19 protein-coding genes and 7 tRNA genes are annotated in these 22826 nt (G+C 53.6%); 5 read left to right on the forward strand and 21 right to left on the reverse strand.

Translation table 11 applies throughout. The features are described 5' to 3' along the window. Position 1: 1 nt before the first annotated feature. Positions 2-1072, reverse strand: a complete 1071-nt coding sequence (locus tag GH984_RS02310) for a microcin C ABC transporter permease YejB (protein WP_153718585.1) — start codon at positions 1070-1072, stop codon at positions 2-4. Continuing rightward, the gene (locus tag GH984_RS02315) at positions 1069-2877 is read right to left on the reverse strand and encodes an extracellular solute-binding protein (protein ID WP_153718586.1); all 1809 of its coding nucleotides are present in this window, start codon (positions 2875-2877) and stop codon (positions 1069-1071) included. Before GH984_RS02315 ends, GH984_RS02310 begins: the two co-directional genes overlap by 4 nt. Positions 2878-2978: 101 nt before the next feature. Here GH984_RS02315 and GH984_RS02320 point away from each other — a divergent pair, with 101 nt between their 5' ends. After that, positions 2979-3782 carry an enoyl-ACP reductase FabI gene (locus GH984_RS02320; protein WP_153718587.1) on the forward strand — a complete coding sequence of 268 codons (804 nt, stop codon included), beginning with the start codon at positions 2979-2981 and terminating at the stop codon, positions 3780-3782. Here the strand turns inward: GH984_RS02320 and GH984_RS02325 are convergent. From GH984_RS02325 to GH984_RS02370, 10 genes are all read right to left on the reverse strand, one after another. Continuing rightward, positions 3779-5662, reverse strand: a complete 1884-nt coding sequence (locus tag GH984_RS02325) for a SurA N-terminal domain-containing protein (RefSeq protein ID WP_153718588.1) — start codon at positions 5660-5662, stop codon at positions 3779-3781. The two genes, GH984_RS02320 and GH984_RS02325, sit on opposite strands and share 4 nt — an antisense overlap. Before the next feature lie 57 nt (positions 5663-5719). Further along, a tRNA-Asp gene (locus tag GH984_RS02330) sits at positions 5720-5796 on the reverse strand. Positions 5797-5808: 12 nt separating this feature from the next. After that, positions 5809-5884 (reverse strand) — tRNA-Val (locus tag GH984_RS02335). A gap of 13 nt (positions 5885-5897) precedes the next feature. Further along, positions 5898-6170: a non-specific DNA-binding protein Hbs gene (gene hbs, locus GH984_RS02340; protein ID WP_153718589.1), complete on the reverse strand. Its 273-nt coding sequence runs from the start codon at positions 6168-6170 to the stop codon at positions 5898-5900. Positions 6171-6340: 170 nt separating this feature from the next. Continuing rightward, positions 6341-8761, reverse strand: coding sequence for an endopeptidase La (lon, locus tag GH984_RS02345; protein ID WP_153718590.1), 2421 nt, complete (start codon positions 8759-8761; stop codon positions 6341-6343). A gap of 7 nt (positions 8762-8768) precedes the next feature. Then, entirely contained in the window at positions 8769-10049 is a 1281-nt protein-coding gene (gene clpX / locus GH984_RS02350; RefSeq protein ID WP_153718591.1) for an ATP-dependent Clp protease ATP-binding subunit ClpX, read from the reverse strand. A gap of 71 nt (positions 10050-10120) precedes the next feature. Continuing rightward, entirely contained in the window at positions 10121-10759 is a 639-nt protein-coding gene (gene clpP, locus GH984_RS02355) for an ATP-dependent Clp endopeptidase proteolytic subunit ClpP (RefSeq protein WP_153718592.1), read from the reverse strand. After that, entirely contained in the window at positions 10756-12042 is a 1287-nt protein-coding gene (gene tig / locus GH984_RS02360; RefSeq protein WP_153718593.1) for a trigger factor, read from the reverse strand. The genes clpP and tig overlap by 4 nt, the downstream gene beginning before the upstream one ends. An 18-nt stretch (positions 12043-12060) precedes the next feature. Continuing rightward, positions 12061-12149: transfer RNA gene (locus GH984_RS02365), tRNA-Leu, on the reverse strand. Between the two features lie 49 nt (positions 12150-12198). Continuing rightward, positions 12199-13080 carry a LysR family transcriptional regulator gene (locus tag GH984_RS02370; protein WP_172973139.1) on the reverse strand — a complete coding sequence of 294 codons (882 nt, stop codon included), beginning with the start codon at positions 13078-13080 and terminating at the stop codon, positions 12199-12201. Between the two features lie 112 nt (positions 13081-13192). Between GH984_RS02370 and GH984_RS02375 the strand changes: the two genes are divergently transcribed. Together GH984_RS02375 and wrbA are read left to right on the forward strand one after the other, a co-directional pair. Then, positions 13193-13783 (forward strand): YceI family protein, encoded by a 591-nt coding sequence (locus tag GH984_RS02375; RefSeq protein ID WP_153718595.1) that lies wholly within the window; start codon positions 13193-13195, stop codon positions 13781-13783. Between the two features lie 22 nt (positions 13784-13805). Continuing rightward, entirely contained in the window at positions 13806-14408 is a 603-nt protein-coding gene (gene wrbA / locus GH984_RS02380; RefSeq protein WP_153718596.1) for an NAD(P)H:quinone oxidoreductase, read from the forward strand. Here the strand turns inward: wrbA and GH984_RS02385 are convergent. The 3 genes from GH984_RS02385 to GH984_RS02395 form a co-directional block, all read right to left on the reverse strand. Then, positions 14395-14470: transfer RNA gene (locus GH984_RS02385), tRNA-Lys, on the reverse strand. The genes wrbA and GH984_RS02385 overlap by 14 nt on opposite strands. Positions 14471-14480: 10 nt before the next feature. Next, positions 14481-14556: transfer RNA gene (locus GH984_RS02390), tRNA-His, on the reverse strand. A gap of 34 nt (positions 14557-14590) precedes the next feature. Continuing rightward, positions 14591-14667 (reverse strand) — tRNA-Pro (locus GH984_RS02395). An 86-nt stretch (positions 14668-14753) separates the two neighbouring features. Here GH984_RS02395 and GH984_RS10765 point away from each other — a divergent pair. Then, a complete protein-coding gene (locus GH984_RS10765) occupies positions 14754-15875 on the forward strand; it encodes a DEAD/DEAH box helicase (RefSeq protein WP_172973140.1) in 1122 nt (373 codons plus the stop codon). A gap of 41 nt (positions 15876-15916) precedes the next feature. Here GH984_RS10765 and GH984_RS02410 read toward each other — a convergent pair whose 3' ends face one another. From GH984_RS02410 to GH984_RS02420, 3 genes are all read right to left on the reverse strand, one after another. After that, complete coding sequence (locus tag GH984_RS02410; protein ID WP_153718598.1) at positions 15917-17254, reverse strand: type II toxin-antitoxin system HipA family toxin; 1338 nt, start codon at positions 17252-17254, stop codon at positions 15917-15919. Further along, positions 17254-17499 carry a helix-turn-helix domain-containing protein gene (locus tag GH984_RS02415; protein ID WP_153718599.1) on the reverse strand — a complete coding sequence of 82 codons (246 nt, stop codon included), beginning with the start codon at positions 17497-17499 and terminating at the stop codon, positions 17254-17256. The genes GH984_RS02410 and GH984_RS02415 overlap by 1 nt, the downstream gene beginning before the upstream one ends. Positions 17500-17588: 89 nt before the next feature. Further along, positions 17589-17664 (reverse strand) — tRNA-Arg (locus GH984_RS02420). 86 nt (positions 17665-17750) lie between these two features. Between GH984_RS02420 and folD the strand changes: the two genes are divergently transcribed. Beyond that, entirely contained in the window at positions 17751-18605 is an 855-nt protein-coding gene (folD, locus tag GH984_RS02425; RefSeq protein WP_153718600.1) for a bifunctional methylenetetrahydrofolate dehydrogenase/methenyltetrahydrofolate cyclohydrolase FolD, read from the forward strand. Between the two features lie 2 nt (positions 18606-18607). Here the strand turns inward: folD and radA are convergent, their stop codons facing one another. From radA to dnaB, 3 genes are read right to left on the reverse strand one after another with little or no spacing between them, the layout of a single operon-like run. Beyond that, the gene (radA, locus tag GH984_RS02430; RefSeq protein ID WP_369691896.1) at positions 18608-19990 is read right to left on the reverse strand and encodes a DNA repair protein RadA; all 1383 of its coding nucleotides are present in this window, start codon (positions 19988-19990) and stop codon (positions 18608-18610) included. After that, on the reverse strand, positions 19990-21066 hold the full coding sequence (alr, locus tag GH984_RS02435) for an alanine racemase (protein ID WP_369691898.1): 1077 nt from the start codon (positions 21064-21066) through the stop codon (positions 19990-19992). Before alr ends, radA begins: the two co-directional genes overlap by 1 nt. Further along, positions 21063-22826 carry a replicative DNA helicase gene (gene dnaB, locus GH984_RS02440; RefSeq protein ID WP_153718602.1) on the reverse strand — a complete coding sequence of 588 codons (1764 nt, stop codon included), beginning with the start codon at positions 22824-22826 and terminating at the stop codon, positions 21063-21065. Before dnaB ends, alr begins: the two co-directional genes overlap by 4 nt.

Genomic DNA, 22826 nt, shown 5'->3' on the forward strand with positions numbered 1-22826 from the left:
CTTAGCCCTCACGCGTCTCAAAATCAATACGCGGATCAACCAATACGTACATCAAATCGCCCAGTAAGTTCAGCAGCAGCCCAATCAGCGTGAAAATAAAAAGACTGCCAAACACGACTGGATAGTCGCGGTTCACCACGGCTTCAAACCCCAGCAAACCCAAACCATCAAGCGAGAAAATCACCTCAATCAACAAAGCCCCCGTAAAAAGGACTCCCACAAAAGCGGCGGGGAAACCCGCAATCACGATCAGCATTGCGTTGCGAAAGACATGCCCATAAAGCACGCGGCGCTCGCTCACCCCTTTGGCGCGCGCAGTCATCACATACTGTTTATTGATCTCTTCCAAAAACGCATTTTTAGTCAGCATCGTCAGCCCGGCAAACCCACCGATCACCATCGCAAGGACGGGTAGCGTCAAATGCCAAAAATAATCCAAGATACGCGCTGGCCAGCTCAACTCGTCCCAATTTTCTGAAACCAAACCTCGCAACGGAAACCACTCAAGGTAGCTACCGCCTGCCAAGAGCACGATCAGCAGAATGGCAAATAAAAACCCGGGAATTGCATAGCCAACAATAACAATCGCTGAGGTCCATACATCAAAGCTTGAGCCATCTCGCACTGCTTTGCGTATACCCAGCGGAATTGAAATCAAATAGGTGAACAGAAGCGTCCACAAACCCAACGAAATCGACACCGGCAGCTTTTCCACAATCAGCTCAATCACGCTGCGATCGCGATAAAAACTCTCGCCAAAATCAAAACGTAGGTAATCGCCGAGCATTTTAATAAAGCGCTCATGCGCGGGCCGATCAAAGCCAAACTGTGCCTCAAGCTCAGCTAAAAACTCAGGATCAAGCCCTCGCCCGCCTCGACTATCACCGGCCACTTCATCAGCGGCTACCCCCGAAAAGCGTGCCGTTGACTGATCGGCAGTGCCCTGCACTTGCGCCACAATCTGATCCACCGGACCACCCGGGGCAAACTGAACAATGGCAAAATTGATCAGCAAAACCCCAAAGAGTGTTGGGATCATCAACAACAAGCGCCGAAGAATGTAGCTGCTCAACGCTCAACGGCCTTTTCGGGATCTACCCACCACGTATCTAGGGCCAGCCCATAAGGCGGATTAGCCGGCGGCCGTCCAAATCGATCCCAAAACGCCACGCGAAACTGATCGATATACCAGTTAGGCACGGCATAAAAGCCCCACTGCAGTACCCGATCTAGCGCCCGTGTGCGGGTAATTAAACTCTCCCGATCCGGCGCATCGATAATACGCTCGATTAGCTCATCGATCACCGGATCACAAACGCCCGCCACATTGCGGCTGCCGCTGATTTCCGCCGCTTCACAGCTCCAGAAGTCACGCTGCTCATTACCAGGCGATAAAGACTGCGGCGCCACATGAACGGTCATATCAAAGTCAAAGTCATTCATCCGATTTTGATACTGTGTTGGGTCAACCGTGCGAACAGAAACCTTTGCGCCAAGACGCTCGAGATTACGCTGGAACGGCAAAACCACGCGTTCAAATGACGGGCTAACCAGTAGGATTTCGAAATCCATGGTCTGACCGCTGTCGGCATGGGTCAAAATGCCATCTTGTACTTCCCAGCCAGCGTCCCGCAGCAACCGCATTGCAATGCGTAGATTGCCTCGAACCCCTTGCCCATTGGTTTGCGGCGGTTGATAAACTTCCGTTAATACTCGGGGCGGTAGTTGATCTTGAAACGGCGCTAATAAAGCCTGCTCGGCCTCGTTCGGCAACTCGGTAGCAGCAAGCTCCGAGTTTTCAAAGTAGCTCTGCGTGCGCCGATAGGCCCCGTAAAACAAATTTTCATTCGTCCACTCAAAATCAAACGCATAGCCAATGGCTTCGCGCACCTGCGGATCAGCAAACATGGCCCGGCGCGTATTAAAGAAAAAGCCCTGCATGCCGGCAGGCTGGCTATGCGGAATTTCCTCTAATAAGAGCTCTCCAGTCTCTACCGCTGGCACGTCGTAGGCGGTGGCCCAATTGCGCGCTACATTTTCTTGGCGCAAGTCATACTCGCCTGCTTTTAAAGCTTGCAGCGCAACGGTGCCATCACGGTAGTAGTCATAACTGATGCGATCAATATTATGCCGGCCTCGCTTAACCGGATGATCAGCCGCCCAGTAGTCTTCCACACGCTCATAAACAACGCGCCGCCCGGCGTCAACTTCAGCCACCCGATAAGGCCCGCTGCCCACCGGCGGCGTTAGCGTCGTCGCGCTAAAGTCTCGCTCGGCCCAATAATGTTTGGGCAATACGGGCATTTGGCCAATGATCATGGGTAGTTCGGCATTGCCCGTTGTCGCGAAGTGAAACTCCACCTCGTCGTCGGCCAGCACTTCAACACGCTCAACGTCTCGATAGTACGCGCGGTACTGTGGATGACCTTGTTCGCGCAGCGTTTCAAATGTCCACTGCACATCAGCCGCGGTAATGGGCACTCCGTCATGAAAACGGGCGGCCTTACGCAATTTAAAGCGTACGGCGCTATTATCCGGCGCCACCGTAATCTGCTCCGCAATTAAACCGTATTCAGTAAACGCTTCATCTAATGAACGCTCAGTAAGCGAGTCATAAATAAGACCAAGACCTTGGGCGGGCGTACCCCGCAATATAAACGGATGCAAGCTATCGAAGGTAGCAGCAGCAACATTGGCGAGTCGCATTGTGCCGCCCTTCGGCGCATCCGGATTCACATAGTCAAAATGCGTAAAATCGGCAGGGTATTTCGGTGTACCATGAAGCGCTAGCGCGTGCTCTTCGGCCAACACGGGTAGGCCAAAAGATAACGCTACCAATAAAACAACGATGATGGATCTAATCAATTTTTTACGCATTATTTCCTGCATCCTGCTGTAAACGATAACATTGGCCGCTTGGCGATCGAAGCGGTTTTAAGTAACGTACTTCGGATTATCACTCGGGCAAAGAGGTTCCCATGGGTTTTCTCACTAACCGTAAAGCATTGATTGTTGGTGTTGCCAGTAACCGCTCCATCGCATGGGGTATTGCAGAGGCAATGTATAGAGAAGGAGCAGAAGTTGCTCTGACTTATCAAACTGAAAAATTAAAAAGTCGTGTAGAGCAGTGCGCCGCCGCCTGTGGCAATGGCCCGGTTCTACCGTTGGATGTGAGCGACGATGCACAGATCGACGCTGTATTTGAACATCTTAAAACGCACTGGGGTGCATTAGATATTGTGGTGCATGCCGTGGGATTTGCGCCGAGAGAAGAGCTTGAAGGCTCTTTTGTCGATAACACCACTCGCGCTGGATATGCACTAACGCACGATATAAGTGCTTATAGCTTTGTTGCATTGGCACGTGCTGCGCGTCCATTAATGCAGGGGCGCGGTGGCAGCTTGCTGACATTGACCTATCTGGGCGGAGAACGCGCCCTGCCCAACTACAACGTGATGGGGCCAGCCAAAGCCAGCCTAGAGGCAGCCGTGCGGTACATGGCCAATGATCTTGGGCCTGAGGGCATTCGCGTTAACGCCATTTCTGCAGGGCCTATTCGAACATTAGCAGCATCAGGTATTGGCGACTTCCGAAAAATGCTCGACCACAACGCCGCCTCAGCGCCGTTGCGAAGAAACGTTGACATCGAGGAGGTGGGTAATGCCAGCGCGTTTATCTGCTCTAATCTGGCTTCGGGCATTACTGGTGAGGTTTTGCATGTCGATGGTGGCTTCCATGCCATTGCACTTTCTGGAAGTGCACTTGGTAGCGCAGAAGATTAGTTAAATAGATCTTCGTTAACCCGAATCCTCGCCTGAGCGCGTAGCTCGGCGAGGATGGCTTCAAAAGCAATCTCCCCATCAATCTGCCGAAGCGATTGGACCAACTGCTCCCTCATCGCTTCATCGACATCGTCTTGATCCCCATCACGCACACCGCTGAGCTGCAAAACGGCCCAGCCGGTTTCTGTTTGAATGGTATCAACTGCTGTGCTGCCCTCAACGCGTGGTAGCCTGAAAGCCGCGCTTCGCACGCCACTTGGTACATCGGAAGCACCTCGTTGCACCCAACGGGGCTCAGCCACCACTGCGTCTGCCATCAAATCAGCATCAACGGCGTTAGTTAATGGCTGATCGGCCACTATCCGGCCAGCAATTCGATCAGCGGCTTCTTGAGCCGCCTGACTCGCCAGCTCATTGCGTAGTTTTGACTCTACCTGCTCACGCACTTCGTCTAATGTTTGCTCACGCGCTTCTCGATACTGACTGACACGCACAACCGCGTATTGCCCACCGCTAAGCTCCAATAACTGAGAGTTTTCTCTGCGCTCTAGCACAGGCTGGCTGAAGGCCGCACTGAGCACGGCTGGCTCGCTAACAAAACCATCGCCATCTTCGTTACGACTCACCCAATCAGTGGTGCGAATTGAAACCCCCAATGCATTAGCCGCTGGCTCTAACGAGTCGGGATTCTCAAACGCCAATGTATCAAGCGTATTGCCTTGTTCGAATAACAGCCGATCTGCCTCAGCAGCGGCTAGCTCATCAGCAATTTCGTTGGCCATCTCATCTAATGGCGCCAGCGAGGATTCTCGAATCTCAGTCACCTCAATGATGTGCCAGCCGGCTGACGTCTGGACCGGCTGACTGCGCTGCCCTTCTGCTAGCGCCCAGGCCGCATTGGCAAATGCTTCTTCAACATCACCTTGTTGCAATAACCCCAGCGCACCGCCATTGCCCGCAGAGCCCCGATCTATGGACAGGTTACTGGCCACCTGCGCAAAGGAATCGCCCTGCTCTAATGCCTCAAGAGCAGCCGTAATTTCTGCTTCAGTCTCCGTCAAGATATGCCTGATTTGGCGAGCTGACTGCGATTGTGCTGCGGTTTGCATTTGCTGATAACGCGCCGCGATTTGTTCATCGGTAATATCTACCTGCTGCTCAAGCTCAGCAGGATCGAGTAATACATACTCTAATTGAACCTGTTCTGGCTGCTGATACTGCGCTGCGGTTTCGGCAAAATAGTCCTCGACTTGGCTTTGCGACAGTGACACATCGTCAACAAACACCGACTGCGGCACTTCGACCCACCCAATGCGTCGCTCTTGCCACTGCAGCGCAATCACTTGATCAAGTTCACGGCTGTTAACAAACGTGCTAACGCCCAAAGAGCGCGCTACCAAATCAAGAATTAAATCACGGCGCAACTGAGACTCATAGGCTTCGGCTGAGAGACGATTCTGCGCTAGCAAATCGCGGTAACGCTCAGAAGAAAACCGACCATCTACCTGAAACAGTGGCTGGGAGCGAAGGGCCTGCACAACGTCTGCATCACTAACACGAAGCCCATATTCCTCAGAGAAATTAATCAAAAGCTGCCGATCGATCAGCTCATTCAGTGTATCGCGCCGCAGAGCTGTGCTATCTAGTTGGCTTAAATCAAACTGATCGCCCAATACTTGACGCAGCTCGGATTGGCGTTGCTGCCATGCCTGGTCAAACTGCTGCCGAGAGATTTCTTCACCATCAACGCTGGCGGCTTCCTGCGCCCCGCCGCCGCCTACATAGTTATACAGGCCAAATAGAGCGAACGGCACAACCAAAATGGCAACGATAACGTAGGCAATCCAACCCTGGGTTCGGTCTCTAATCGCTTGCAGCATAACCTTTTTCCGTAAACCAAAAAGGCGCCAACGGCGCCTTCTTGATGATGGGACATATGGCGGAGCGGACGGGATTTGAACCCGCGACCTCCGGCGTGACAGGCCGGCATTCTAACCAGCTGAACTACCGCTCCGAATCTTCTTAATGGTGGGTGGTGAGGGGTTCGAACCCCCGACATTCGCCTTGTAAGGGCGACGCTCTCCCAACTGAGCTAACCACCCAAGAAAGCAATCCTTAGTTTACGGCATCCTTAAGCGCCTTACCAGCCTTAAAGCCAGGAACCTTGGAAGCAGGAATGTTAATCGCAGCACCCGTGCGCGGGTTACGACCACTCCGTGCGGCGCGATCGCGCACAGTAAACGTACCAAAGCCTACCAATGTAACCTGGTCACCTTTTTTTAGTGCCCCCTTAACCGCCTCGGCAAAACCATCAACCGCACTTGCAGCTGCTGCTTTGGAAATACCTGCTGATTCGGCGACGGCATCGATTAATTCTGATTTATTCATGCAATTCATCCCTTTTGTGTTGAAGGCAAATAAACTAGGCAGCCCGAAAAGCTAAACACCCTAGTGTTTCTCACTGTAGCGTTGAAACCCGGTACGCTCAACGCCCAATTACAGGTAAGCATTTAGCCGGCGCATCTCAAGTATGTCAATTACCTGAATATGAGTACAGCTTAATGCGGACGCGCGATTTCGGGTTTTTTCGCATCCGATGGCGTCGTCTCATCGCGATGCCCATCGGCATCTTCGGCCAGCGGTGTGGGCTTAGCCGATAGTGCAACATCTAGCACTTCGTCTATCCACTGAACCGGCAAGATGCGAAGTTTACCCTTAATATCGGCGGAGATCTCTGCCAAATCCTTACGGTTTTCCTCAGGAATCAGCACGGTACCTATACCGCCACGCAGGGCCGCCAGCAGCTTTTCCTTTAGCCCCCCAATAGGCAAAACCTCGCCCCGCAACGTGATCTCTCCGGTCATTGCCACATTGGCTCGCACCGGGATACCGGTAAGCGCAGAGACTAATGCCGTGCACATCCCCACCCCGGCACTCGGTCCATCTTTGGGAATCGCACCCTCAGGCACGTGGATGTGAATATCGTGCGCCTGATGAAAGCCTGGCTCTATCCCTAACGCACGGGCTCGGCTGCGCACCACGGTCAATGCCGCGTGAATCGATTCTTTCATCACATCGCCAAGCTGCCCGGTATTTTGCAAGCGGCCTTTACCCGGCATTACCGCACTTTCGATGGTCAGTAATTCACCGCCCACCTCTGTCCACGCCAAGCCAGTGACCCGGCCCACCTGATCTTCGCTCTCAGCGATGCCGTACCGATGACGACGAACGCCCAAATACTTATCAAGATTACGGGTATCCACTTGCACCGCACGATCTCTTGGTGTGACTAACACATCTTTCACAACACGTCGGGCAACTTTCGCTACCTCACGCTCAAGTCCACGCACACCCGCCTCTCGCGTGTAAAAACGAACCATGTCGCGCAGCGCATTGTCACTAATTACCAGCTCGCCATCTCGCAAACCATTCGCTTTTTTCTGCTTAGGTACCAAATAGTTGCGCGCGATATTAACTTTTTCTTCTTCGGTATAACCCGACAAACGAATCACTTCCATACGATCCAGAAGTGGACCCGGAATATTCATCGTATTTGCCGTACAAACAAACATGACATCCGAGAGATCGAAGTCGACTTCAAGATAGTGATCATTAAACGTGGCGTTCTGCTCAGGATCGAGCACTTCGAGCAAAGCCGAAGCCGGATCACCCCGAAAATCCATCGCCATTTTGTCGATTTCATCAAGCAGGAATAGCGGATTCCGAGCTTCTACCTTTGCGAGCTTTTGCACAATCTTGCCGGGCAAAGACCCAATGTAGGTGCGCCGATGACCACGAATTTCCGCCTCATCCCGCACACCACCGAGAGACATTCGCACAAACCGGCGGTTAATTGCACGGGCAATGGATTCGCCTAATGAGGTTTTGCCCACGCCAGGCGGGCCAACTAAGCACAGAATCGGCCCCTTGAGCTTACGAACCCTTTGCTGGACCGCTAAGTACTCTAAAATCCGCTCTTTGACCTTCTCTAAGCCATAATGGTCAGCATCCAAAATCGACTCAGCCCGGGCTAAGTCGTGACGCACGCGTGTTCGGTGATGCCAAGGCAACGCAACCATCCATTCCAGATAATTCCGCACCACCGTGGCCTCGGCAGACATCGAGGGCATCATGCGCATTTTGGCGAGCTCTTGCTCGGCTTTCTCACGCGCTTCCTTCGGCATTTTGGCCTTTTCTATCTTCTGCTCAAGGTCTTCAATTTCGTTGGGCACATCGTCAAGCTCACCGAGCTCTTTTTGAATGGCTTTCATTTGCTCATTCAAATAATACTCACGCTGCGATTTTTCCATTTGCTGCTTAACACGCCCGCGAATCCGCTTTTCGACCTGCAGAATGTCGAGCTCACCATCAATCAGACCGATCAGATGCTCCATGCGCGCAGGCACATCGAGAATCTCCAGTATGGTTTGCTTATCGTCCACCTTCAGGCTCATGTGGGCCGCTACCGTGTCGGCCAGGCGACCAAATTCATCAATCCCCTGCAAAGAGGACAAAATCTCCGGCGGAATCTTTTTGTTCAGCTTCACGTACTGCTCAAACATCGAGAGCAATGAGCGCGCCATCGCGTCCACTTCACGATCGTCTGCAAAGCTAGGCTCAACAACCACATTGGCTGTGGCAGTATAGAATTCACTCTCAACATCCAAGTCTTTAACCGTGGCTCGCTCAACCCCCTCCACGAGCACCTTCACGGTGCCATCGGGCAGCTTGAGCATCTGCAGAATATTAGCCATCGTGCCAACGGCATAGATGTTGTCGGCGGCAGGGTCGTCAACCTCAGCGCTGTGCTGAGCGACCAGCAAAATACGCTTGTCCTCAGCCATGGCCGATTCCAGCGCGGCAATCGACTTTTCGCGCCCCACAAACAGCGGAATCACCATATGTGGATAAACCACTACGTCTCGCAACGGGAGCACGGGCGCGACAAAGCTGCCGGCGCCCTTTTTGATATCGATCATAGTTTCCTCAGTCGGAAGCGGCCGCTGGCTGCTCCGATCCATCGTAGATCAGGTAGGGGGATGATTCGCCTCGAATCACGGCGTCATCTACAACCACCTTGCTGACATTTTCCAATGAGGGTAGGTCGTACATCGTATTGAGTAACACATGCTCGACAAGGGTGCGCAACCCACGCGCCCCCGTATTGCGCTTAATGGCTTTCCGAGCCACTTCACGCAACGCGTCATCGCGAAACTCAAGCTCTACGCCTTCCATCTCGAAAAGACGCTGGAATTGTTTAACCAACGCGTTTTTCGGTTCGCGCAAAATCTGGATAAGGGCCTCTTCGTCGAGCTCATTAAGCGTTGCGACCACCGGCAACCGCCCCACGAATTCAGGAATTAGCCCATAGCGAACCAAGTCTTCTGGCTCGACATCACGAAGGGTATCGCCAACGCCGCGGCGCTGTGCTTCGCCTTTTATCTCTGCGGAAAACCCAATACCACCGGGCTCAGATCGGCGTTGAATTACCTTCTCAAGCCCAGCAAAAGCACCACCACAAATAAACAGAATATTACTGGTATCCACCTGCAAGAATTCTTGTTGTGGATGCTTACGCCCCCCTTGCGGTGGGACAGAGGCTGTAGTGCCTTCGATCAATTTCAGCAAGGCTTGCTGCACCCCTTCGCCGGAGACATCTCGGGTGATGGACGGATTTTCTGCCTTGCGCGACACTTTGTCGATTTCATCAATATAAACAATACCCTGCTGCGCTTTATCAACATCGTAGTCACATTTTTGCAGCAGCTTTTGAATGATGTTTTCAACATCTTCGCCCACATAACCGGCTTCGGTTAGCGTGGTGGCGTCGGCAATGGTAAACGGCACATCGAGCAACCGCGCTAGCGTCTGTGCAAGCAACGTCTTGCCCGAGCCGGTAGGCCCAATCAGCAAAATATTACTCTTGCTCAGCTCTACATCTTCTTTGCCGTGGCTGGCGTGCATCCGCTTGTAGTGGTTATAAACCGCAACAGCCAGCACCTTTTTGGCATGCTCTTGGCCAATTACATGCTCATCGAGTGCAAGCTTAAGCTCGTGCGGTTTGGGAAGCCGAGCGTTGCCTTCGCTCGTTTTCTCTTCCATCTCTTCACGAATAATATCGTTACACAGCTCAACACATTCGTCGCAAACAAAGACCGAAGGCCCCGCGATTAGTTTACGAACTTCGTGCTGGCTTTTGCCGCAGAATGAGCAATAAAGCAGCTTTCCGCTCTCATCGCCACGACCGCTGTTATCGTTGTCAGTCATAGACTACCTCTGCAGCTTCGGGTCATTAATACTTTGACCATGCCCGGTTTTGCTTTAACGCGCAACCGTCTTTACGCCTCAACTGGCAAGCTGGACCGATCTGTTAGCACTTTATCGATAATGCCATAGTCACGCGCAGCCTCAGGCGACATAAAGTTATCGCGCTCTGTGTCGTGCGCAATCGTCTCAACGCTTTGGCCTGTGTGATTGGCTAAAATTTGATTGAGCCGATCTCGCATGCTCAAAATTTCTTTGGCATGAATGTCGATGTCGGTTGCCTGGCCTTGGAAGCCACCTAGCGGCTGATGAATCATCACCCGCGAATTTGGCAGCGCAAACCGTTTACCCGGCGCACCTCCAGCCAACAGAAACGACCCCATGCTTGCTGCCTGACCAATGCACACCGTGCTAATGTCGGGCTTAATGAACTGCATGGTGTCGTAGATGGCAAGCCCTGCGGTAACCACGCCACCGGGGCTATTAATGTAAAAATGAATATCCTTATCTGGATTTTCTGATTCAAGGAACAAAAGCTGGGCAATTAATAAGTTAGCGCCATGGTCTTCCACCGGCCCGACTAAAAAAATCACGCGCTCTTTTAACAGTCGCGAAAAAATGTCGTAGGCACGCTCTCCGCGGGCGGTCTGCTCGACCACCATAGGCACTAGACCAGAGGCTACTGTTGGGTCGCCGTGCTGGCTATCGCTCATCCGTTTTGCTCCTCGTTTTTCGTCAGGGCGTCTAAACTCATTGTTTCGTCAGACACTTGTGCTTGCTCAACCACCCAATCAACCACCTGATCTTCCATTACCTGCATCTGCAGTGATTGCATGAGCTCTTGGTTTTGCACGTAATACTGCATGACCTGCTCAGGCTGCTCGTAGCCAGACGCCACACGGCGCAGGGCCTGCTGCAAACGCTCTGCGTCGAGCTGAATTTGATTGCTCCGCACAATTTCGTTAACAACCAGGCCCAAAGTCACCCGCCGCCGGGCTTCTTTTTCGTAATGGTCACTTTGCAGTGAATCATCATCGGTGGCGGCTGATTGTTGACGAATCTGCTCTATTTCTTGGTCCACCAAAGTTTGCGGGAGTTCAATATCATGCTTTTCAAGCAGCGCATCCATAACTTGGCCCTTAAGCCGAGTTCGCACGGCTTGGTCACGTTCTCGCTCTAAGCTTTCTGCAATGCGATTGCGTACTGCCTCGATGCCACCTTCCATACCTAACTTTTCAGCAAAGGCATCGTCTGCTTCAGGCAGTTCAGGCGCTTCAACCTGCTTAACCTTCACCACAAACTGCGCCGTCTTACCGGCAATCTGCTCGTCAGGAAACGCCTCAGGAAATTCATAATCCAGCGTTTTCTCATCACCCGCTTTCAAACCAATCAGTTGCTCTTCGAAGGGGCCAGGCATTTGACCCTCACCGAGCGGGACAGGCACATCTTCACCGGTGTTGCCCGCAAAATCTTCACCATCAACCTTGCCCTCAAAATCAATGGTGATTCGATCGCCCTCTGCAGCCGCGCGATCAATTTCAGAATAGTCGGCATGCTGACGCAGCAGTCGCTGCAGAATTCGATCGATGTCTTCATCGGCGATATCCACCGCAGGACGCGTCAGTTCAATCGACTCTATGCCTTGGATTTCTATGGTGGGAATAATCTCAAAGCTCGCCTCATACTCAAGGTCTTGGCCAGCCTCAAGGTTAAGCGGTTGGATTTCTGGCGCGCCAGCAGGACGCAGCGCGTTTTCCTCTAATGCTTCCGCATACGTACTGCGGACAACCTCATCCAGCACTTCGCCACGCACTTGCGGCCCGTAGCGCTTCTCAACCACCTTAAACGGCACTTTGCCGGGCCTAAACCCCTGCAGCTTTACTTTGCCGCGCATATCGCGCAACCGGTTTTGAACTGCTTCTTCTACCCGGGATGAGGGCACCTGAACTTTTAGCCGTCGCTTAAGGCCCTCGGCCGTTTCCACCGATACTTGCATTACTCACCTCTAATGAATTGGTGCGAAAGGCGAGACTCGAACTCGCACGGGGGACAAACCCCACTGGGACCTAAACCCAGCGCGTCTACCAGTTCCGCCACTTTCGCGATTCAGGAAGTATAACTGCATGCATCGGGAGCCGTCGATCATCAATCCTCATGCAAGCTGATCAAACTGCTGCCGAACCCATTGTTGCATGGGATCGTGATGATGCCGGTGATGCCAGTATAAGTAAATGGGCAAACTCTCAGTTTGAAGCTCCACAGGTAAAGGTCGACTCATCAACGGGTGCTCGCGGGCCAAGCGCGCGCCTAGTCGCGCGGGCAGCGCAAAGACCAAATCACTCTGTGCGCAGGCATCAGGCACATTCAAAAAACTCGATAGGCGCAGCACAACATTGCGCGAAAGCCCCAGCGCAGAGAGCCTCTCGTCCATAATCGCCGGCCCTTTTCCGGTAATCGAAACCACACCGTGGTTTGCTGCTAGGTATCGCTCAACGGTCATTTCACCAGTTGCCAATGAGTTGTTTTGCCCCATTAAGCATTCCAAGTGACTGTTATCCAGTATTCGCCGATGAAATTGATCTAGGTGCGCATCCGGCTCCAGCCCGCTAATAGCCAAATGCAAATCGCCATCAGCCAGTCGGCCAAAGAAATCATCAGGATGCGAGTCAATATCTAAATGCATTCCTGGCGCTTTTTGCCGCAGCAATGGTACCAACCCGTTCAAATACACGGCCGCTTCCAAATCCAAGCACCCAATACGGATAGCCGCTTTAGACAAGGCCGGGTCAAAGCGCATGGGCGTTAATAGATGTTGAATACCAGCCAGCACGTCCGCCAGCGGTTGTTTTAACTGCTGAGCCCGCTCGGTTAAGACAAAACCATCAGCCCCCCGAATCAGCAGCGGATCCTGAAATACCACCCGCAACCGACTCAGCGCACGACTCACCGCCGGCTGACTCATGCCCAATCGCTTTGCGGCGTGTGTGACATGACATTCCGTCAGAAGTGCTTCTAGCACTACCAGAAGATTCAAATCGACGGATCTTAAATTCACTTGATGCATAGTTTTAATGCAAATTATTCATTAGGCGCATTTGCTAAACAATGCCACACTCTTTCCATCACTTAAATAGGAGTTTTACTGCATGACAATTTCAACACTTTTTCGCTCCAGTCTCGTCACGCTAGCCCTAGCCGGCGCCGTTACCACCGGGTCAGCAACAGCCGCTGATTACATTATCGACACCGAAGGCGCGCATGCGTCGATTAACTTTCGTGTCAATCACTTGGGCTTTAGTTGGCTCACCGGCCGATTTAACGACTTTACCGGCCAGTTTAATTATGACCCTAACAATCCAGAAGCTTCCCAAATCAACGTAACGATCGATACGGCTAGCATCGACTCGGCCCATCAAGAACGCGACGAGCACCTGCGCAGCGCTGATTTTCTGCATGTTGAAGCGCACCCCGAAGCGCGCTTCATCAGCACCTCGTACGAGCCCACTGGCGACAATACCGCCATTATGGAAGGCGATTTCACCTTGAATGGCGTGACCCGCCCCATCACACTCACCGTCGAAAAAATTGGCCAGGGTACGGATCCTTGGGGCAATGAGCGTGTCGGGTTTTCTGCGGTTGCAGATTTTCAGCTCAAAGATTACGGAATCGACTATGAACTCGGCCCCGATAGCGAAACCGTCTATCTAACCCTTGAAGTCGAAGGCATCCGCCAGTAATTCACACAAAGGAGTATTCCCAATGAGCAAGATCTTGGTTCTTTACTATTCGATGTACGGGCATATTGAGACGATGGCGCAGCGCGTGGCCGAAGGCGCACGCAGCGTTTCTGGCACCGAAGTGCACATCAAACGTGTGCCTGAGACAATGCCCGAAGAGGCATTTAGCGCCGCCGGCGGTAAAACCGATCAAACCGCCGCGGTTGCAAAACCCGAAGAACTGGCCGATTACGATGCCATCATTTTTGGCACGCCCACTCGATTTGGCAACATGACCGGTCAAATGCGGACCTTCCTCGATCAAACCGGCGGGCTTTGGGCCAACGGCGCGCTTGCTGGCAAGGTTGCCAGTGTGTTCACTTCCACCGGCACCGGTGGTGGGCAAGAGCAAACTATTACCTCAACGTGGACAACATTGGCTCACCACGGCATGGTGATCGTGCCCCTGGGATACACGAACCCGGTACAGTTTGACATCTCAAAAGTCAGTGGCGGAACGCCGTATGGTGCATCAACGCTTGCCGGGGGTGATGGGTCGCGTCAGCCAGATGATCGCGAGCTAGAAATTGCTCGTCATCAAGGAAAATGGGTGGCCAATATCACTCAGAAAATGGTGGGCCGTTAGGGACTCGAACCCCAAACCTACTGATTAAGAGTCAGCTGCTCTACCAATTGAGCTAACGGCCCATCAGAAAAATGGGGTGAGCGATGGGACTTGAACCCACGACCACCGGAGCCACAATCCGGAGCTCTACCAACTGAGCTACGCCCACCATAGAAACCTAACGCCCCGACCTGCCAGTTGGTTGGTCGGGGTGGAGGGATTCGAACCCCCGACATCCTGCTCCCAAAGCAGGCGCGCTACCAGACTGCGCTACACCCCGCCTCGACAGCGGAGGCAAAATCATACCGGTGCCCCAACTTGCGGTCAATCAGCGTATACTCTCCGCCGAACTTTGGAGAAATACACTTGAATACATTTGATGAACTCGGCCTTCGTGCCGAACTGCTTGAAACTATTAAACAATCTGGATACACCACCCCTACTCCCATCCAAGCCAAGGCCATTCCTTTGGTATTGAGTGGGCAAGACCTTTTGGCTGCCGCGCAGACGGGTACCGGCAAAACCGCCGCATTTACCCTGCCTTTGCTGCAGCGCCTTGCGGAAAAAGAAACACCATCAGGACGGCGCCCAACGCGCGTACTGGTGGTTGCACCCACCCGCGAGCTGGCCGCGCAGATCGGCGAGAACACCCGTATTTATGGTAAGGGCCTGCCGCTGCGATCCGCTGTGGTCTTTGGCGGCGTTGGCATGCAACCACAAGTTGATAAGCTGCGTCGCGGCGTCGATATACTGATTGCTACTCCCGGGCGGCTACTTGATCATCTACGCCAAGGCACCACCAAGCTCGATCATGTCGAAACGGTTGTTTTAGATGAAGCCGACCGTATGTTGGATATGGGCTTTGTGCACGACATTAAGCGCCTGCTCAAGCTGCTTCCAGCAAAACGCCAAACTTTGCTATTTTCGGCCACTTTCTCAAAAGAGATTCGGCAACTTGCCTCGGGTTTCTTAACGGCACCGGCGGAAGTGGATGTAGCACCCCGCAACAGCGCAACGGAAATGGTCAGCCAGCGGGTCTACACGCTCGATAAGGCAGCCAAGCGCAAAGTGCTCAGCCGCTTGATTCGCGATGGCGAATGGCAGCAGGTCTTGGTATTTACCAAAACCAAGCATGGGGCTAACCGTCTCAGCAAACAGCTGGATGAAGATGGATTAAGCTCTACCGCCATTCATGGCAACAAGAGTCAAACCGCTCGCACACGCGCGCTAAAAGACTTTAAAGACGGCTCAGTCCGGGTGTTAGTGGCAACGGATATCGCGGCGCGCGGCCTAGACATTGATCATCTGCCGCATGTGGTGAACTTTGAGCTCCCCAATGTGGCCGAAGATTATGTGCATCGCATTGGGCGCACGGGTCGTGCCGGCAATCCTGGTGAGGCGATCTCATTGGTTGCACCGGATGAAATTGGTTTATTGAAAGGCATTGAGAGGCTGCTGAAACGCCCCTTGGAGCGTGCCAGCGCCTAAGGAGGCGCCAGTAATTGCGGGTTCTCGATGAGGCCCGCCCGCTATTGGTAATCCGCTAGGTAGGCTTCTAACCCTCGGGCGCGCTCGGCTGCCGCTGTTAGAATCGACGCAACCATTGCCTCAGGGACTGTAGCGTCCATTTTTTGGGCGCTAGTGTTAGCAGCAGTTGGGAGCAAATCAATTAATTCCTCCATCACCTCATGCAACGCAGAAACAGCGAAACCCGCCTTAGTGGCTGTCTGTTCGAAATGCCGAGGCTGAATATCGATGACTTTGTAGCGCCTTGCCCGACCGACTGCCATGGCAAGCCGAAATGCGTTACGTTTTATTTGGCGACGATCATTCTGCCATTGCGTTGAGAAAATGTCGTAGAGAGGTGCCAGCGAAAAACGGCCTTGCGGCCTTATGGACAGCGAAAAGTTCTTTGCATGCCCATCGGTAGCACCTATCATCCAGAAAGCAATTTGTGCTTTCATAAAAGTCTGTCGATCCTGCTGCGCTGAATCACTGGACTTCAGAAGCTCCAGACAATCAACCAATCCTGGGCCACCATCACTTTGATACTTTGCAATAGGCGCAACGCCAAGCGCCTGACACATATCCTCTTGAGGAAGCCGCAGAAGCCGCCCCGCCTGATCAAAAAAGCGATCAAACCGCTCCACAACTAACACAGACAGATCATCGCCCAGATTTAAAATATCGGTCCGGGCAACGTCTAGGCCAAGCTCTCGACAAAGCGTCATACAGAAATGCTCGTTCTGTACGCTCTGACTCAGATCGACCTCACCATCTGCTGTAAGAACCTTTCCAATTTGCGGCTTAAGGATATGCGTGGTGGGCGTCACCCCGATCGGCTCTTTCCATTGCCCTTCATGGTAGAGCAGCGCCGTCTTATCTTGAGCGCCCGCTAACGAGATTCGAAACGCATCATCACCCCCTCGCAAACCCAGCGGTGCGGTTCGCAGTGCCAGAATGCGCTGGCCAATCTCTTCCATACTGAGCGGAATACCCTCGGGTAGCGAAGGTGGGGCAGGCACAACCCTCTCAGGCAAAAACTGAAGAGCACCTACGCAATCACGCCCAAGCGCAGCTAACAACGAAAAAGCATCGGTTCCATCTGCGTCAACTCGAGCCGCTAACCGGGTTCGAATGCGGTCATCGTCCGGAAGCAGATTTTCAAAAACAGCGCGGACCGGTGCTCCGGTAAATGGCCGATCAAGCAGTGGCATTGATCGCGATACAGGTATCGCGTAACGCCAGTTAAGCCAGTCCGCTGCATAATCAAACCGGGTGGCACCATCCGCGCCGCGCTCAAGGTAACCGACAATGCGACCATTTAATGCAACCGTTAGCCTGGCGGATTGACGCTTTCGCCCCATCAGAACAAATCCTCAATTCTTGGAATATCCTGACTGTTACGTGAGCGCACTGACACTTCCAAACCCAGCGCAAATAAAAGATCGAAAATAACCCGTAGCTCAGAACGCGGCTTACCACCCTCAACAGCTGAAATGGTCTGCTGCCGCAGCCCGGCCTTCTCGGCAAGTTGCGCTTGCGTAAGGCCCTGACGCTTTCGCTCTCGCTGTAGCGCAGCTCCAAGTTGTACGGCATCCCGAATCGACATAGTGCACCTCCAATCAGAAGAATACACGTGATCGCGGATAAAACAAAAATATGCGTGATCGCGGATAAAATGGCGTAAAAGCTGAAAGATGGCGCGCCCGGCAGGATTCGAACCTGCAACCGTCGGCTTAGAAGGCCGATGCTCTATCCGTTGAGCTACGGGCGCCGCGCGAGCTTATTGTAGCTTACTCGCAAAAAAACGGCGCGTTCAGAACTGGTACAAATTCGGCCAACTCGGTAGAGTGCCCGGCCATGAACGCACAACTCATTAATGGCAACGCCATCGCCGCAGATATTCGTGACCACATTCGCCAACGCGTAAGCGCGCGTATCGCTAGTGGATTAAAGCCACCCGGCCTGGCTGTTGTTTTGGTGGGTAGCGATGCGGCCTCTTCTGTTTACGTGCGCATGAAGCGGAAAGACTGTGCGGAGGTGGGGTTTGTTTCGCAGGATTACGACTTACCCGCAGATACCACGCAAACGGCACTGCTAGAGCTGATCGACACACTCAATGCCAATCCCGAAACTCACGGCATATTGGTCCAGCTACCGCTACCCGCGCACATGGATGCCAATGAGGTAATTGAGCGAATTGATCCGGCCAAAGATGTTGATGGCTTCCATCCACAGAACGTTGGGCGACTTACACTACGCCTATCTGGACTGCGCTCCTGCACGCCCCACGGCGTGATGACACTACTGGCACGCACCGATACGGTATTGGAAGGCGCTAAGGCGGTTGTTATCGGTCAATCGAACATTGTGGGTCGCCCCATGGCGCTTGAGCTACTTAACGCCCGTTGCACGGTCACCATTTGTCACAGCCGCACCCGTGACTTACAAAAAGAGGTGAGTGATGCCGACATCGTTGTGGCGGCGGTGGGTCGAGCTGAATTCGTCCCCGGCGCTTGGATCAAACCCGGCGCCACCGTAATCGATGTGGGCATAAACCGGCTGGAAGATGGCCGCCTTGTTGGCGATGTTGAGTATGCTGCCGCCGCTGAGCGCGCCGCTTGGATAACGCCAGTTCCCGGCGGTGTTGGCCCGCTAACGCGCGCTACGCTACTGGAGAATACACTGGCTGCCGCTGAGGCAGGCGAATCCTAACGCTAGGCATCACGGATTAACTCCAACGCCTGCTCAAGCCGATCAACCCCAATCACCTCAATTCCAGCCGGTATGTGGCCGCGACTCGGTCGGTTTTTAACCGGCACGAGTGCCCGAGAAAACCCATGCCGTGCCGCTTCAGCTAGACGATCTTCTCCATTCGGCACGGGGCGGATTTCGCCAGCTAACCCAACCTCACCAAACATCACCCATTCTGCAGGCACCACACGATCACGCAGACTTGAACTCACTGCAGCCAGCACGGGCAGGTCGCTGGCTGTCTCTGCAACGCGAACACCACCAACCACATTCACAAAAACATCCTGCCCCGCCGTTGCCAACCCGGCATGGCGTTGCAGTACCGCCAATAACATTCCAAATCGATTACCATCCAGCCCCACCGCCAAGCGGCGCGGATTGGCTAACGGGCTTTCTGCTACTAGGGCCTGAATCTCCAGCAATAAAGGCCGGCTGCCATCCCGTGTTACCGTAATCACACTGCCCGCCACAGGCTGCTCATGGCGCGATAAAAAAATTGCAGACGGGTTACGCACTTCCTTGAGGCCCGTCTCCAGCATCGCAAAAACACCCAACTCATTGGCGGCACCAAAACGATTCTTTACCGCCCGCAACAGTCGATACCGGCTGCCTGAGTCACTCTCAAAGTACAAAACGGTATCCACCATGTGCTCAAGTACTCGTGGCCCGGCCAGCTGCCCCTCTTTAGTCACATGCCCCACCAAAAACAACACCGTACCCGTTTGCTTCGCAAAGCGAACTAACTGCGCAGCAGATTCACGCACCTGTGCAACTGACCCAGGCGCTGAGCCCAGCGCTTCACTAAAAATGGTTTGAATGGAATCGACCACCATCACGGCAGGGCGTTCTTTTTCCGCCAGCGCCAAAATTGCCTCAACACCCGTTTCGGCTAGCAGCCGCAGCCCGCCATCCTCGGTAACGCCTAAGCGACTGGCTCGCAAACCCACTTGGCGTAGCGACTCCTCGCCCGTCACATACAATGCAGAGTGGTTTTGCGCTAACTTCGCCACTACCTCCAGCAACAAGGTGGACTTACCAATACCGGGGTCGCCGCCCAATAGCACAACACCACCGGCAACTAGCCCCCCACCGAGCACCCGATCAAACTCCCCTACGCTGGTTGAAAAGCGTGTTTCTTGATCTTGGGGAATTTCAGACAGACGTTTAATACCGCTATCACCAGCATATTGTGCCCGTTGCGTGCCTTTCGGCGATGCCGGCATGGCGGCGCGTTGCTCCTCTAACGTGTTCCAGGCCCCACATTCAGGACACTGCCCCGCCCATTTGGCAGATTGCCCACCGCACTCACGGCAAACAAACACGCTGCGTATTGCATTTTTAGCCACTAAACACCCCCTTTCCAGCGGTAAACACGGGGCACCCGTGGTGTAACTTGGCACAGTAATTCATAGCTAATCGTACCTGCGCGGGCAGCCACCTCATCCACCGTCGGTGCATCGCCCCACAAAATTACGCGATCGCCAATTCCAGCGGCCGGTACCGTGCGTAAATCGACGCACAACATATCCATCGACACTCGCCCAATCACCGGCACCAGTGCGCCCTGAATGCCTACCACACTGCCCTCACCACAATGCCTCGGATATCCATCCCCATAGCCAATTGAGACAACGCCCACCGGCATATCCTGCGGACAAACAAAGACACTGCCATACCCTACGCCATGGCCTGCAGGCAGGTTTTTAACGGCAATTAATTGCGCTTCTAAGGACATGACGGGCCGCAACCCTGGTGTGCCCAGCGGCGCTGAGCCAAACAACATAATGCCGGGGCGCACCCAATCGCCATGCGTTTGTGGCCAGCCGATTGTGCCGGCCGAGTTGGCAAGAGAGCTTGGCCAGCCAGACGGTGATGTGAGTTCATCAAAGCAGGCCTGTTGTGCATCGGTTGCTGGGTTATCCGGATTATCAGCGCTGGCGAGATGCGACATCCAGTACACATTCCCCACGCCAGCGGCCCGCTGCAAACGCTCTGCGATCATTCCCGCTTGATCCGGCGCAAACCCAAGCCGGCCCATCCCGGTATCCACTTTCAGCCAGCAATCAATGCGATTGGGTAGCATTGCCTGCTCTAGCGCCTCCAACTGCCAGAGACTGTGCACCACTAAATCTAAGCCCCGCGCGGCAGCAATTGGGATTTCTTCAACCCCAAACACCCCTTCAAGCAAAACGATTCGCTGCTTTAGCCCGGCTAACCGCAACGGCAGCGCCTCTTCAAGGCAGCTGACCGCAAACGCATCGGCATCGGCGGCTAATGCATGGGCTACGGGCAATAAACCATGCCCATACGCGTTTGCCTTAAGCACCGCCATTATCTTGGCACCCGTGGCAAGCTGGCGTGCCACCGAAAAGTTGTGCCGCAACGCGCTCAGATCAACGGTTGCTTGCGTCGGTCTGGTCACTCCCAGCCCCCGCCCCCATAGCCCGCGCTATCCTGAATAAAATTCTCAAAGCGCGTGTAATGCCCAAGGAAGGTGAGCCGCACCATTCCCACTGGCCCATTACGCTGCTTACCAATGATGATTTCCGCCGTCCCGGCATCGGGGCTATCTTCGTTATAAACCTCATCGCGATAGATAAACACGATGACGTCTGCATCTTGTTCAATGGCGCCCGAGTTATGACTAATTACGCCATCGGCTAACCAGCACTCAGTCTCGGGAACAGTCAGGTCATATACCGTCTCTTCGCCGGCAGTTTCAATGGAGACAATTTCATCCGCAAAAAAAGTGTTCTCCCAGCAATCCAAAAAGTCACCGACATTTAATGCTTCCACTTTCAGCCATTCAGCATTCGTTCTTAGTCGATGATCACGGGTGCAGCGCAAAGATCTGCCACTCGCGAGATTTATTTTGACTACTGGTCGTTGACCGACCTCCCAAACCAAATCTGATTTACCAGTAATAACGGTACCTTGATCATTGACCGTAAGAACTTCTGGAGTTTGGCCAACAAGCTCTCGAATGGGTTTTCGAGAACCATCGGCTAAAAGAACTCGGGTGTCCCCGGTTACGCATTCGCGTAAATCCGACATAATTGGGCGCTTATTCGGCCGCTGCTCAAGACTGCGGTTGAGCTGCGAGAGCACAATCACCGGTACGCCGAGCTCCTTGGCCATCCCTTTTAAGGTGCGTGAAATCTGCGAAATTTCGTTGGTCCGGTTTTCCTTAAAGCCAGGCAACTGCATCAGCTGCAGGTAATCTACTAGCACTAGGCCAAGGCCGTGCTCACGCTTAAGGCGCCGACAACGTGCGCGCATTTCAGTGGGTGTTAGGCCTGGCGTATCATCAATAAAAAGATTGGCCTGCGAGAGCAGGTTCATGGTGCTGGTCAGACGCGGCCAGTCTTCGTCGGTTAGCCGGCCCGAGCGAATTTTTTGTAGCTCCACACGCCCCAGCGATGCCAGCATACGCATCGCCAGTGCATCCGCCGGCATTTCCATACTAAATACGGCAACAGGTGCGCCCTTCTGCAGCGCAGCGCCCTCAGCGATGTTCATGGCCAGCGTTGTTTTACCCATGGAAGGGCGACCCGCAACGATAATCAGATCGCCATTTTGCAGGCCTGAGGTCATGCGATCTAAATCGCTAAAGCCTGTGGCTAAACCCGTCACATCGCTATTTTGGTGATAAAGCGTATCGATTCGCTCTACCACCGCCGGCAGCACATCGCGCACCCCAACAAAGCCGCTTCGATTGCGACCCGATTGCTCGGCGATGGCAAAGATTTTACGCTCGGCTAAGTCGAGAAGCTCTGCGGAGTCTTGACCGTCGGGGTTAAAGCCCGTGTCGGCAACGGCGGTGCCCGCCTGAATAAGCTGACGAAGCACCGATTGCTCGCGCACGATATCCGCGTAGGCCTGAATGTTTGCGGCACTTGGAGTGTCTCTCGCCAGCGCACCAAGGTACGCAAGCCCGCCGGCGTCTTCAAGCTCACCACTCGACTTTAATCGCTCTGAAAGGGTGACGGCATCCATCGGCTGGCCGGCCTCAGCCAACCAAGCAATTGCCCCAAAAATCAGACGATGATCGCGGCGGTAGAAATCGCCCTCTACCACACGGTCCGCCACCTGATCCCAGGCGCCATTCTCAAGCATTAGACCGCCAAGGACAGCCTGCTCAGCTTCCAGAGAATGCGGCGGTACCTTGAGCGAATCCACCAT

This window comes from Spiribacter salilacus, from assembly GCF_009649225.1.
Taxonomy (GTDB): Bacteria; Pseudomonadota; Gammaproteobacteria; order Nitrococcales; family Nitrococcaceae; genus Spiribacter; species Spiribacter salilacus.